The sequence below is a fragment of the Rhizobium leguminosarum bv. trifolii WSM2297 genome (genome assembly GCF_000271845.1).
This window is the reverse complement of the sequence record NZ_JH719395.1, coordinates 574056-586799: the sequence shown is the minus strand read 5'-3', so window position 1 is coordinate 586799 and position 12744 is coordinate 574056. Positions and strand designations below refer to the sequence as shown.

Annotated in this window: 12 protein-coding genes; 5 read left to right on the top strand and 7 right to left on the bottom strand. The window is 60.0% G+C overall.

What is annotated here, in order from left to right; translation table 11 throughout:
• Positions 1–39 precede the first annotated feature (39 nt).
• Complete coding sequence (locus tag RLEG4DRAFT_RS18095; RefSeq protein ID WP_003578796.1) at positions 40–441, top strand: PilZ domain-containing protein; 402 nt, start codon at positions 40–42, stop codon at positions 439–441.
• 327 nt (positions 442–768) lie between these two features.
• Positions 769–2757: a bifunctional 2',3'-cyclic-nucleotide 2'-phosphodiesterase/3'-nucleotidase gene (locus RLEG4DRAFT_RS18090; RefSeq protein WP_003578795.1), complete on the top strand. Its 1989-nt coding sequence runs from the start codon at positions 769–771 to the stop codon at positions 2755–2757.
• Positions 2758–2794: 37 nt separating this feature from the next.
• Here RLEG4DRAFT_RS18090 and RLEG4DRAFT_RS18085 read toward each other — a convergent pair whose 3' ends face one another.
• Complete coding sequence (locus tag RLEG4DRAFT_RS18085; protein ID WP_003578794.1) at positions 2795–3763, bottom strand: LysR family transcriptional regulator; 969 nt, start codon at positions 3761–3763, stop codon at positions 2795–2797.
• A 138-nt stretch (positions 3764–3901) separates the two neighbouring features.
• On the opposite strand from RLEG4DRAFT_RS18085, the gene RLEG4DRAFT_RS18080 reads away from it, so the two are divergent.
• Entirely contained in the window at positions 3902–4516 is a 615-nt protein-coding gene (locus RLEG4DRAFT_RS18080) for an FMN-dependent NADH-azoreductase (RefSeq protein ID WP_003578793.1), read from the top strand.
• Positions 4517–4568: 52 nt separating this feature from the next.
• Here the strand turns inward: RLEG4DRAFT_RS18080 and RLEG4DRAFT_RS18075 are convergent, their stop codons facing one another.
• The gene (locus RLEG4DRAFT_RS18075) at positions 4569–5144 is read right to left on the bottom strand and encodes a TetR/AcrR family transcriptional regulator (RefSeq protein WP_003578792.1); all 576 of its coding nucleotides are present in this window, start codon (positions 5142–5144) and stop codon (positions 4569–4571) included.
• 105 nt (positions 5145–5249) lie between these two features.
• On the opposite strand from RLEG4DRAFT_RS18075, the gene RLEG4DRAFT_RS18070 reads away from it, so the two are divergent.
• Complete coding sequence (locus tag RLEG4DRAFT_RS18070) at positions 5250–6026, top strand: SDR family oxidoreductase (protein ID WP_003578791.1); 777 nt, start codon at positions 5250–5252, stop codon at positions 6024–6026.
• Positions 6027–6230: 204 nt separating this feature from the next.
• On the opposite strand, the gene RLEG4DRAFT_RS18065 is transcribed toward RLEG4DRAFT_RS18070, so the two are convergent.
• From RLEG4DRAFT_RS18065 to ilvA, 3 genes are all read right to left on the bottom strand, one after another.
• Positions 6231–7499, bottom strand: coding sequence for a GGDEF domain-containing protein (locus RLEG4DRAFT_RS18065; protein ID WP_003578790.1), 1269 nt, complete (start codon positions 7497–7499; stop codon positions 6231–6233).
• A 258-nt stretch (positions 7500–7757) separates the two neighbouring features.
• The gene (locus RLEG4DRAFT_RS18060; protein ID WP_003578788.1) at positions 7758–8084 is read right to left on the bottom strand and encodes an HlyU family transcriptional regulator; all 327 of its coding nucleotides are present in this window, start codon (positions 8082–8084) and stop codon (positions 7758–7760) included.
• Positions 8085–8121: 37 nt separating this feature from the next.
• Positions 8122–9372, bottom strand: a complete 1251-nt coding sequence (gene ilvA, locus RLEG4DRAFT_RS18055) for a threonine ammonia-lyase (RefSeq protein ID WP_003578787.1) — start codon at positions 9370–9372, stop codon at positions 8122–8124.
• 181 nt (positions 9373–9553) lie between these two features.
• On the opposite strand from ilvA, the gene RLEG4DRAFT_RS18050 reads away from it, so the two are divergent.
• A complete protein-coding gene (locus RLEG4DRAFT_RS18050; protein ID WP_003578785.1) occupies positions 9554–9910 on the top strand; it encodes a hypothetical protein in 357 nt (118 codons plus the stop codon).
• Between the two features lie 472 nt (positions 9911–10382).
• Here RLEG4DRAFT_RS18050 and RLEG4DRAFT_RS18045 read toward each other — a convergent pair whose 3' ends face one another.
• Entirely contained in the window at positions 10383–10601 is a 219-nt protein-coding gene (locus tag RLEG4DRAFT_RS18045) for a hypothetical protein (protein WP_003578782.1), read from the bottom strand.
• A 24-nt stretch (positions 10602–10625) separates the two neighbouring features.
• Positions 10626–12554 (bottom strand): hypothetical protein, encoded by a 1929-nt coding sequence (locus RLEG4DRAFT_RS18040; RefSeq protein ID WP_003578781.1) that lies wholly within the window; start codon positions 12552–12554, stop codon positions 10626–10628.
• Positions 12555–12744: the final 190 nt, after the last annotated feature.

Here is a 12744-nt window from a genome sequence, read left to right as displayed (position 1 = left end):
TCGGGCGCTATGCTGCTCTCCATATTCGAGGGAGAACGTATGACTCGCAATTTGAAAATCACGGCCCGGAAGGCCGACCGGCAAAACTGCCGCGTCTTCGGCAGCGTCAAATATCTGAACAGCGAAATAGATGTCCGCATTCTCAACCTGTCGGCGACCGGCGCCGCCCTGGAGACCAAGACGCCGCTCCATGCTGCTTCCGGCAGCAAGGTGCGCATCGAAGCTGAAAACCTCGGTCTGCTCGAAGGCATCATCCGCTGGAAGCACAATGGCCGTGTCGGCATCCAGTTCGACGTGAATTCGAATGCGCGGGCACAGGTCTCCTCCTATTTCCGCTTTTTCCATAAGGAAATCCGGCCGGTGCTGGCGGTGCGTCAACTGAGAGCCGCGACCAACAGCGACCGCCCACCTCATTTGGCGACGTCGACGCCGAAATCCTAAGGCGGCACCGCTTTTGCGCCGAAGGAGCGGCCGAAATCGTTTCGGTAGCTGCGGTTAACATTGACGTCGAGGGTACCGGCCTGGTGCCTGCGCCAGCCTGGCGCCGAGGTTGCTGATGTCGACGGCGCGGTGCGCGATGGCGACCTGCGCATGATCTCGGCCCCAATGGATTTCAGCCGGAACGCTGCACCATAAATTGCATTTCAAAACCCCATCACCTTTGCTACCGATTGTTTTGCCGTCCTGTCATTTTTGCAGTGTACTCCTCGCCAAATCGTCCTAATTCTGACGGGCCGGACGATGCATGATCCTTCAAGGAGAGTTTCGATGTCTTCCATTTTCGATGTCGGCGTGATGAGCCGCCGTTCCCTGCTCAGCGGTCTCGCTGCTACCTCCGCCCTGGTGCTGCTGCACCCTTTCAGCGCACGCGCCAGCGCCAACCAGGCGCATCTCCGGCTGATGGAGACGACCGATATTCACGTCAACGTCTTCCCCTATGACTATTATGCTGACAAGCCGAACGACACGATGGGGCTTTCCCGCACCGGGACGATCATCGACAATATCCGCGCCGAGGCCGTCAACTCGCTGCTGATCGACAATGGCGACGTGCTGCAGGGCAATCCGATGGGCGATTACATGGCCTATCAGCACGGCATGAAGGACGGCGACGTCCATCCGGTGATCAAGGCGATGAACACACTCGGCTACACCGTGGGGACGCTCGGCAATCACGAGTTCAACTACGGCCTCGACTTCATGTTCAAGGTCCTGGGGGGCGCGAACTTCCCCTTCGTCTGCGCCAATCTGACCAAGGGCCAGCTCGCCTCGGACCCGAAGCAGGACGATCTTTTCTTCAAGCCCTACATCATCGTGGAAAAACAGATCAAGGACGGCGCCGGCAATGAAAGCCCCGTCAAGATCGGCTTCATCGGCTTCGTACCGCCCCAGATCATGCTCTGGGACATCAAGAACCTCGAAGGCAAGGCGCAAACGCGCGACATCGTCGAGGCGGCCAAGGCCTGGGTTCCCGCCATGAAGGAAGCCGGCGCCGATATCGTCATCGCGCTCTCCCATTCCGGCATCGACGGAGCCGCGCCGTCCGAAAAGATGGAAAACGCCTCGCTGCATCTCGCCGCCGTCGAGGGGATCGACGCGATCTTCACTGGTCACCAGCATCTCGTCTTCCCCGGCCCGAAGAGCTGGGACGGCATCGCCAATGCTGATGCCGTCAAGGGCACGCTGCACGGCAAGCCGGCGGTGATGGCCGGCTTCTGGGGCTCACATCTCGGCCTCATCGACCTGCTGCTCGAAAAGGACGGCAACAGCTGGAAGATCGTCGATTTCACCTCGGAAGCACGGCCGATCTATCACCGTGACGACAAGAAGAAGGTGGTTGCCGACTACGCCGACAAAAAGGACGTGGTCGAGGCCGCCAAATCAGAGCATGAGGCGACGCTCGCCTATGTCCGCACCCCGGTCGGCAAGACCTCCGCCCCGCTCTATTCCTACTTCGCGCTGGTCGCCGACGATCCCTCCGTGCAGGTCGTCAGCCAGGCCCAGACCTGGTACATCAAGCAGATGCTGGCCGACACCGAGTACAAGGATTTGCCGGTGCTTTCGGCCGCTGCCCCCTTCAAGGCCGGTGGCCGCGGCGGCGCCGACTATTATACCGATGTCCCGGCCGGCGATATCGCCATCAAGAACGTCGCCGACCTCTACCTCTATCCGAACACGGTGCAGGCTGTCGCCATCACCGGCGCCCAGGTGAAGAACTGGCTAGAAATGTCGGCGGGCATGTTCAATCATATCGACGCCGGCTCGAAGGATGCGCCGCTGCTCAACAACGACTTCCCGTCCTACAATTTCGACGTCATCGACGGCGTGACCTATCAGATCGACCTGTCGCAGCCGCCGAAATATGATTCATCCGGCAAGGCGATCAATCCGGATGCCAACCGCATCCAGAACCTCGCCTTCGACGGCAAGCCGATCGATCCCGCCCAGAAATTCATTGTCGTCACCAACAATTACCGTGCCAGCGGCGGCGGCAGTTTCCCGGAGATTGCAGCCGACAAGGTGATCTTCCAGGCGCCGGACACCAACCGCGACGTCATCGTCCGCTATGTCCACGACCAGGGCACGATCAATCCGTCGGCCGATGCGAACTGGACCTTCAAGCCGCTGCCGGGCACGACGGCGACCTTCGAAAGCGGGCCGAAGGCAAAGCAGTTCCTCGCAGCGGTGAAGAGCGTCAAGATCGAGGATGCCGGCGACGGTGCCGACGGCTTCTCGAAGTTCAGACTGGTTCTTTAAACGGAGAGCCGAGGCAGGCGCGGGAGCCGCGCCTGCCTCATTCGGCCGCAAGTGGCATGGCGGGTTCACGCAGTTCCGCGATCCGGGCGTGGAAATCCGCCTGGCTCGGGCAATGGGATAGCCGGTTGCGGAACGCGTCGATCATCCAGGTGGCGGCAGGTCCGGGCGGGTTGGCGAGCTGGCGCATCGAATAAATGGCATACTCCCCCTGCTCATAGGCATCCAGATCGAGATGGACGAGCGCGCCGCTCAGGAGATCGTCATGGATCAGCGACGCCGGAAGCCCGCCCCAGCCAAGCCCGGCCTTGATCAGCTGATGTTTCGTCGCGATATCGCTGACGCGCCATGTCTTATAGGACAGAACGTTGAAATCGCGCCCTTTCGTCAGGCCCGACGCATCGGTGACAACAAGTTGCACTTCCTCGCGCACGTCGCCGAGTGTCAGCGGCCGGTCGATCCCGGCAAGCGGATGATTGCGTGCGGCAACCGGCAACATGAAGGAATGACCGATGCGCTCCGTGACGACCGAATCGTCCGGCTTCAGCACTGCGCCGCCAATCCCGATCGTCGCCTTGCCATTGAGGACGAGATCCATGACCATCCCGAGTTCCCCGACGTTGAGGCTCAACGAAACGGATGGAAACATCTCGCGAAACTCATGCAAGACGTCCACCATGGCCTGTGAGGGCACCATCACACTGATGGCGACGGAGACCTCCGCTTCAAGCCCTTCCTTCAGGCTCTTGACGCGCGCCCGCATGACCTGCAGGTCGCCGAGAATTCGCCGCGCATCCTCCAGCATCGCCTTGCCCGCCTCCGTCAGCTTCGGCTGGCGGGCGCCGGAGCGCTCGAAAAGCGGCATTTCAAGCTGGGCTTCCAGATTGGCGATTGTATAGCTGACGACCGACTGAGCCCGGTTCAGCGCCCGCGACGCGGCCGAAAAGCTGCCGGTCTCGGCAACGGTCAAAAACACCTGCAATTGGTCCAGGGTCGGGTTCGGAAGCATATCCATCCATTCCATCGATAATTTCGATCGACATTATCACCGTTTTTTCGATAGCAGGCCAGACTTATTTTCCGTTTCGACAGCGCGGCTCACCTCCCTGCAACGGGCCGTCAAATCCAATTCGAAAGGAAATGCACCATGTCGTCCATCCTTCTCCTGACGTCCAGCCCGCGTGCCGAATCGCTCTCGACGCCGATCGCCGTCGAACTCGCCGAAAAGCTGAAGAACCAGAATCCGGGCAGCGTCCTCGTTCGCCGCGACCTTGCCGCCACCCCGCTGCCGCATATCGACGACCTCTTCACCGGCGCGATCCGCAAGCCGGCCGAGGCCCGCACCGCCGAGGAAGTCGCCGCCGTCAAGACCTCCGACGAACTCGTCGCCGAACTGTTTGCCGCCGACACGATCGTCATCAGCACCGGCCTCATCAACTTCAACATCTATTCGTCGCTGAAGACCTGGATCGACAACGTCGCCCGCGCCGGCGTGACGTTCAAGTACACGGAAAGCGGCCCGGTCGGCCTGCTCACCGGCAAGAAGGTTTACGTGGTGCTCACCTCGGGCGGCGTCTACTCGCAGGGACCGGCCGCTCCGTTGAACCATGCCGTGCCGTACCTGAAGTCGGTTCTCGGCTTCCTCGGCATCAGCGATATCGAGACCATTTACGTCGAAGGTCTCGCATTCGGTCCCGAAGCTGCCGAAAAGGCCATCGACGCCGCCAAGTCGCGCGTCCAGGAAATCGCGCTCGCCGCCTGATCGGCTCTCAAACGTTTGCTGCGTACAACGGCCGGCATTCGCCGGCCGTTTGTCATTTGTCGATAGCGGCGACAAAACCGCGGACCGTCTCGAGGATTTCGGCCGACAGAGCCTCATCCGACGAAATCCTGGCAAGCCCGACGCCGCCGGCCATCATTGCGAAGGCGATGATCGCCTTGCGCCGTCTTTCCGCTTCGTCCGCTCCCGCAGCCTTGCTCGCCAGTGACGCAAAATTCCGCCTGAGCCCGTCCGTCGCAATCCCCCGCGCCTTCTCGCCGCTGCGTGCTATATCCGAGGTCAGCGCGGCAAAAGGGCAGCCCTCACCGGGATTGTCGCGATGATAGGCGCTGACATAACGGTCGGCGACATCGGCAGCCGTCATCTTCGCCGGGTCTACGCCCTCGGCCTCCAGCTTGCGTCCCCATGAATCGAAAGCCGACTGGATCGCCTCGGCGACGAGATCGTCGCGGGAGGCGAAGTGCTTGTAGAAGCCGCCGACAGTCAGTCCGGCCTCCTTCATCAGATCGGCGACGCCGATACCTTCAAGCCCCTCCTCGCGCAGCCGCTTCGACGCGGTCTCGACAATCTTCTCGTGCGTCTTCTGTTTTTCCAGCTGCGAACGACCCATCGGACTCTCCCGTATTGCCTCTTGACTCACGTAGATTACAATCATAATCCTTATAGATAACGATCATAATCCAGATCGTTATCATTTCCAAGAGGAGCATGAGTCATGCGTCTAAGAAACAAGGTCGCCCTGATCACCGGCGGAAACAGCGGCATCGGTCTTGCGACCGCCAAGGTCTTCATCGACGAGGGTGCAAAGGTGGTGATCACCGGCCGCAACCCGGAAACGCTTGCCGCCGCCGAAAAGGCGCTTGGGGCCGGTGTCGTCGCACTGAAGGTCGATGTCACTGATGCCGCCGCCACCGAGAAGGCCTTTGCAGAAGCCGCCGCAAAGGTCGGCAAGTTCGACATCGTCTTCGCCAATGCCGGCATCGGCGGCGCGACACCGCTCGGCGACACATCGCCGGAACAGTTCAATCAGATCATCAGCACCAATCTCACCGCCGTCTTCTTCACCGTGCAATCGGCCCTGCCGCATCTCAACGACGGCGGCTCGGTCATTCTCAACGGTTCGGTACATGCCGTGCTCGGCGCTCCCGGCTGGTCGGCCTATGCGGCGACCAAGGCGGCGGTTCGCGCCATGACGCGCAATATGGCCTCCGAACTCGCGCCGCGCGGCATCCGCGTCAATCAGGTCACCCCCGGCGGCACGAAGACGCCGATCTGGTCGCCGATGGCACCAACGGAAGATGCGATGTCAGCGCTTGAGGCTCGTATGGGCGGCCTGAGCCCGCTCGGCCGGATGAGCGAAGCCGACGAAATCGCCAAGGCCGCGCTCTATCTCGCCTCGGATGATTCCGCCAATGTCACCGGCATCGAGATCACCGTCGACGGCGGCATGACCAGCGCCCCCTCCGGCGCCAAGATCTTCCGCGCCGCATAAGCCAGCGAGGCTGGGCAAGTCGGATTTGCCCAGCCTCGGCTCAGCCGTTCCTTGCGCGGTGGGCCACACGAAACAGCACGATTGCCAAATTGGCGACGGCAAGCAGCAGCAAGACGGAGAGCATTGCCTGACGCGCGTTTCGGTTTTGCGCAACATCCTAAACACCTGCAGCCGACATGCGTTGATCGACGAGGCCAGCCGGGGTTAAGCGAGGTTCACCACACCGGAACGGCCGACGACGCAGTTGCGGCCGCTCTTCTTTGCCGCGTAGAGCCTGCCGTCGGCGGCCGTCAGCACCGCGGTAAAATCGACGCCGTCCTCGTCGGCGGTCGCCACGCCGATGCTGACCGTAACCGGCCTGTCGTCCGGCGTCTTGACGCTGGTTGCGATCGTCCAACGCAGGCGTTCGGCAAGCAGCAGACCTTCCTCGTGGTCGGTGCCCGGACAGACGGCAACAAATTCCTCACCGCCGAAGCGGAAGACACGGTCGCTCGAGCGCAAGGTCGTGCCCAATCGGGCGGCGATCGACTTCAGCACCTCATCACCTTGGAGATGGCCGTAGCCGTCATTGACATCCTTGAAGTGATCGGCATCGAGGATGAGAATGGTGGTGAACAGCCCCTGCCTTAGCGCCTCGCGCAGCATCAGCGGTGCTTCCAACTCCATGCGCGTTCGATCGTAGACGCCGGTGAGCATGTCGCGGCCGGTGCGCTCCAGAAGATCGTTGTAACGCTCACGGAACGTCAGGTCGCCGAACACGTCGCTGATCGAGCGTGCGGACACGGCCGCCCCGCCCCGGCGAATGCGATATTCATAGATTGCAAACATTGTCGCATAGAGGCAGACGGCAAGCATTTTCGCCTTCCAACCCGCCCAGAATGCCGCGATCGGCACATTTAGGAAATATTTCAGCGCAGAGAAGAAGCCGATCTGGTCGAAGGTCAGCAGCACGAAGCCCGAAATCAGGAAACGCAGGACGACGCGCCGGCGGAAGAAATCGCCGAGTTTTTCGTAAAGCAGAATGATCCCGAGTGAATCGACATAGAGCAGCGCTGTGCCCCAGACCATCAGCCAGCCCATCTCCTGGAGGAAATCGACATCCGGCGTGTGGCCGGGCGACATCTGCAGCGGCACGTGCAGCTGCAGCACCCAGGCAATGCCGACAGTGAGCAGATTGCCGAGGAACAGCCCGTAGATCGGCTGTCGAACCGTCGCGGCATCCTCCTGCAGGTAGAGCATCAGGATCATCATCAGCTTCCCGGAGAAGAAGATCGACGACCCCGGCGACACATCGCCGAACGGCAGCGAGACATAGAAGACCGCCGCCAGATAGGTTTCCATGAAATGCATGACGCCGAGCGCCGTCAGAAAGACCCCGAGGCCGAGCCGATGACGGAAATGCAGAAGCGTCACCATCAGCGCGAAATAGGCGACGGCTTCGACGACGAAAAGAGCGAGGTTGAGCGTCTCCATTACGACACCCCGGCTTCAGGGGCGCGGCCTGAAGGGAACGCGGGCGCAACGGTCGCGACAGCGGATCCTTTGGTCGATCGTCCGAAAAAGTCAAACACGAGGGCGGCCCCGCAAATGCTGCAGGCGACAGCTTTGACTGCAATCCTTTAAGATTGCGTGAGCGAGATACCGATCAGCGGCGGCGTGGCCGCGTCACAGGATTGAAAAACAAGAATAATTGCGGCCGGGCATCACGCATTGATGCGACGGATCCCGGTCTCAGACCTGACGAAGCTTCTCGCCGTCACCAAAGAGTGACGCACCATGCTGATCGATGATCTGCTGCGCCTTGCGCACCGTGCATTCGAGCGCATCGTCGGAAGAGGAAAACAGATCGGCGCGGATAAAATTGCGCACCAGCACCTCGTCGCCGACTTTCTTTTCGATGCGGCCGGCAAGGCGATATTGGCTGCCTTCCCTACGCGGCTCGGCATAGATCGTGCAATCGTTGTAACGCTGCGGCTCGCCGGAAGGACCTGCCGCTTCGGAAGCCGGTTTGCCGCCGCCGGAGAACATCGAGAAGAGATTTGAAAGGAACGAAGCCATGATCCGCCTTTAGCACGATGGTGTTGTTATCGCCAAGTCAAATGATCAGATTGGCGAGGATCTCGTTTTCGGTGATATCCTCGTAACCCATGCCGGCGGCTTCGAAATTTCCGATCAGCCGGGCGAAATTCTCAGGCGCCTTGGTTTCGATGCCGATCAGGATCGAGCCGAAATTGCGCGCCGATTTCTTCAGATATTCGAAACGGGCGATATCGTCGTCCGGACCGAGCAGATTGAGGAAATCCCGCAGCGCCCCGGGGCGCTGGGCGAGCCGCAGGATGAAGTATTTCTTCAGCCCTGCGTAACGCATGGCTCTTTCCTTTACGTCGGGCAAGCGTTCGAAATCGAAATTGCCACCGGAGACGACGGCGACGATAGTCTTGCCGCGGATCGCTTCGGCGTCCATCGCGGCGATCGCCGTCAGCGACAGCGCGCCGGCCGGCTCCAGCACGACACCCTCGACATTCAGCATCTCCTGGATGGTGACGCAGATGGCGTTCTCCGGCATCAGTTGCACCTGCTCGGCCGGAAAATCGCGAAGGGCGGCGAAATTCAGGTCGCCGATGCGGGCGACGGCAGCGCCGTCGACGAAGTTGTCGACCTTGGCAAGGGGCGTCACCTTGCCTGCCTCGATGCTGCGCCTCAGGCTCGGCGCGCCGGCGGGCTCGGTAAAGACGAAGGCCGATTTCGGCACGGTGCCGTCGAGATAACCGGTGATGCCGGCGGCAAGCCCGCCGCCGCCGACCGGCAGGACGACCATGTCCGGCACCGTTCCCTCAGGCAGCTGCTGCATGATCTCGGCGGCGACAGTCGCCTGCCCCTCGATGATATCGGCGTGGTCGAAGGGCGGCACCATGACACCGCCGATTGCCTCGACATGGTCGCGTGCGGCCTGATAGCACTGGTCGAAGAAATCGCCGAACAACCGGATAGTGATGAATTCGGCGCCGAACATGCGGGTCTTGTCGATCTTCTGCTGCGGGGTCGTCACCGGCATGAAAACGACGCCCGGCACGCCGAAATGGCGGCAGACGAAAGCAAAACCCTGGGCGTGATTGCCGGCCGAGGCGCAGACAAAGGTCTTGCCGGCTGCCCCCTGGCCGATCGCCTTGCGGAAGAAATTGAAGGCGCCGCGGATCTTGTAGGAGCGCACCGGCGACAGATCCTCGCGCTTCAGCCAGATATCGGCGCCGTAGCGCGCCGAGAGATGATCGTTGAGCTGCAGCGGTGTCGCCGGAAAGAGGCTCCGCATTGCTTCTTCGGCGCTGTCGACATCAAGTCTCGTCACGGGCGTGGTCCATTCTCATGTTAGCCCCGCCGCTATGGCACAGGCAGGCCGGCAAAAGAAAGCCCGTTTCGGCCGTCTCCGGTTCGCTCCGGAGAAAGGCTTTCTTAAACCAATCCAGAAATTAGCGCCACATGGACTGATTTTAACTGTCAATGAAAAGAGCGGCCACTAATATGACGATATGACAATACTCAAAATCGCAAGACCGCTCGCCTGGCTGCTGCTCGCCTTCATCATCTTCGTCACGGTTTCGCCGATCGGGCTGAGGCCGGAAACGGTGACGACAGTCGATACCGACCGCGCGACCGCCTATATTCTTGTCGGCCTCGCCTTTGCGCTCGCCTATCCGAAACAGTGGAAATTGGTGGCCGTGCTGCTGATCGCTGGCACCGTCGCCATCGAATATCTGCAGTATCTCTCGCCGACGCGCCATCCGCGCTTGCATGATGCCGGCATCAAGGCCATGGGCGCCGCCATCGGACTGCTGGCCGGCTGGGTGATCAACAGGTGGCGCGAGACGCAGATTATCTCAGGTTAGAAACCGCGAAACTCCACGGCCCAGAAGAACAGCGGTATTGCAGCCATCGCGGTTCCCAGAACAAGCGCGACACTGGTCTTGAAGATCCGGACGCGCCGAACCCTGGCCCCAGTCCAATCGTAAACCATCGCCTTACTCCCAAAAGACAACACTTACTCAACCGCCGCGGCGCAATCCTTACACCGAAAATGCGATTGTCAAGCAATAACCCGCTTCTATCCACAATATACATGCATATTCAAACGGTATTATGAAGCTATCTGGGCAAGCCCCAATCGAACCAGCACAACCGGGGCCGATAGATTATCGCTGAGATCCGCTACACTTGATCGGCACCGGGAACGACTATGATCCCTCCAGTGCAGCAGCTGATGCTCGGCGGCGAGCAGGTCAATGCCCCGCTCGCCGTCTCGCGCAATTCCTGAGATCAGAATCCGGTACGCAATGGCGCTATGGCGCCAATCATTCACGCCTAGCCGTCATAATGGCCGGAGAATGCCGCTTCCGCCGACTTGACGGTGACAGCCACATTCACGCCCTTCGTTACCGTCGCGCCGGTGGCGCGAAGATCGGTCACGACTTTCAAGCCGCCTGACTTGGGGACCGGCAGCGGCAGTACAGTGCCGGCGTCCAGATCAGCGACCCAGAGCCCCTCTTGACCTTCAACACTAATAACAACAACTGTAGCCATGTTTCGCCCTCTAACCATTGATGTTTAAAATCCAGCTTTCTTCAGGCCTTCGCGATAAAGATCTTTATGCCACTGCTCTTTACTTGGAACTGCGGACAACCACTTGTCCACATCGAAGTCCGGATTGCCTTCACGAAACCTTCGTACGAAGATCCGCGCCTTGTCCGGATGACCCAACATGGCCCAACTTGCGGCGGACAACCTATCCGCTAAATGAGGATCGGCCATCTGCCCGATATAGTCCAGCGAAGCTTCGAATTCGCCGAGGGCATAGTTTGCTCCCGCAGCGGTCCAGAAATAGGTATCGGGACCGAGCGGATTCAGCTCGATTGCCCGCTCGATCTTTCGCAAGGCCATGGCGGGGAGCGAACAATGAACCAAGGTGTCGGCGTAGTCGGCAATCACGTCGGCATAGTGTGGCGCAAGGCTTTCCGCCACTTCCATTGCTTCGGCGCTTTCATCGAACGCGCCCTGCAACAATTTGGCGACACCGAGCTCGCGATAGCCATCGGCGAAGTCCGCACGCGTACCGGTGGCCTGCTTAGCGAATGTCTCCGCCACTCGCAAAAGATCGATATCCCCCCGAGCCGTCAGCAACCATTCCTTGGAGTAGGTTCGCGCCATCGAACTCATCGCCGGTGCGAAATCCGGGCTTACGCTGAGCGCGGCTTTCATTTCCTTGCGAACGCGCCGCAGGTTCGGGAGCGTCAACCGCGCCAGGTGCCGTCTGCCGACAAGATATCTGTGGTAGGCGACCGGGTTCAGATCTTCGCGCAACGCCTCATGGCGCTCGATTTCGCTGGATACGGAGAGAGCGATCTGCCGGGCAACAACTCTCCTATCCCTGGCGAGATCCATATGATCGAGGCTGAACCTTTCCGCCCAAACGATCTGATTCTGATCGAAAAAGATCAGTTGGGCGAACAGCGTCACTTCGTCGTCCGTATTGCTGATCCGGGTATCGAGGATGTAGTTCACGCGATGCCGCTCGAAGAAGGCCTTCTGCGTCTCCACCTGGTGGCCGATTTGAACCGCCGAATACGGGGCTATGACCTCCAGGCTGTTGAAGACGCAAAATCCGATCGTGATATCCTCCACCAAAGACGCAGCTAAAAAACCGGCTTGCGGCCGAGCGGATTGATTTTTGGGGGGAAGCAGCACCAGGCGGGGAATGGCAATGCGGATATCTTCGGGCTCGAGGGGAAGAGAAGCCTCAAGTTTCGCCTTTGACGGCACGGATGACGGACGCAGGGTTTTCGCGTCACCATCATCGGATCCGGTGCGCGCGGCGATGCCTCCAGACGTCAAACTGCGCCGCTGTTCAAAATAGCTCCGAAGGGATTCGACTTCCTCTTCCGCATTGAAGATCCGTATCAGCAGCTGCAGCGTTTCCGGATCCTTCGGCTCGGTCCGAAACAGGATAACCGCCGCCTTCCTCAGCAGTTCGGCTTCCTTTCGCGACTGGGCCAATTGGGAAGCCGTTCTCAATGTATTTCCGAGAAGCTCGATATGGTAATTTTCACGTTCGGCGAGCCAACGCTGGAAGTGACGGCTATGGCTGTGAACCGGCCCGAGAAATGGCTGGTTCATCAGCGCCACCAGCTGTCTCAGCCGGGAGAACGGCTCAACCTCCTCCTCGTCGGCCAGCAGAATGTCGGAAGACAGAGAACCCCGGTCGAGAGTGAGCACGTTGCCATGAGATGATAGGATGTTTACCCCGAGATCGATTTGGCGGGCCTTAACTCTCGAAATCACTTTCCGCAAAGTCGAAAGTGCAACCTCCCTGTCGGCTTCGCCCCATAGGAAGCGAGCCAAAGTCGTTCGATCCGCCGAACCTTGATCGGTTGTAAACAAATAGGCGAGAAGCAGCAGGCCTTTCTCCGGAAACGCGACAGCGTTCCCCTCCTCGTCGACGAGCTGCAGCCTCCCGAAGGTCTTCAGAACAAAAGCCATTTTGCCCTTCAAGTCACCCCATGTCCCGGCGCTCGCGCTGAAAAGTGAAGCGCACGTATAGCAACAGTAAAAATCGCAAACTCTACCCCTGCCAGCACTCTGTCCCAATGTCCGGGGAAATTCAACAAGCTTCTGTCGCAGGGGTTGCATTAGGTTTTCTACGCTGCCTGCAATGTCAATTTGAAACTTC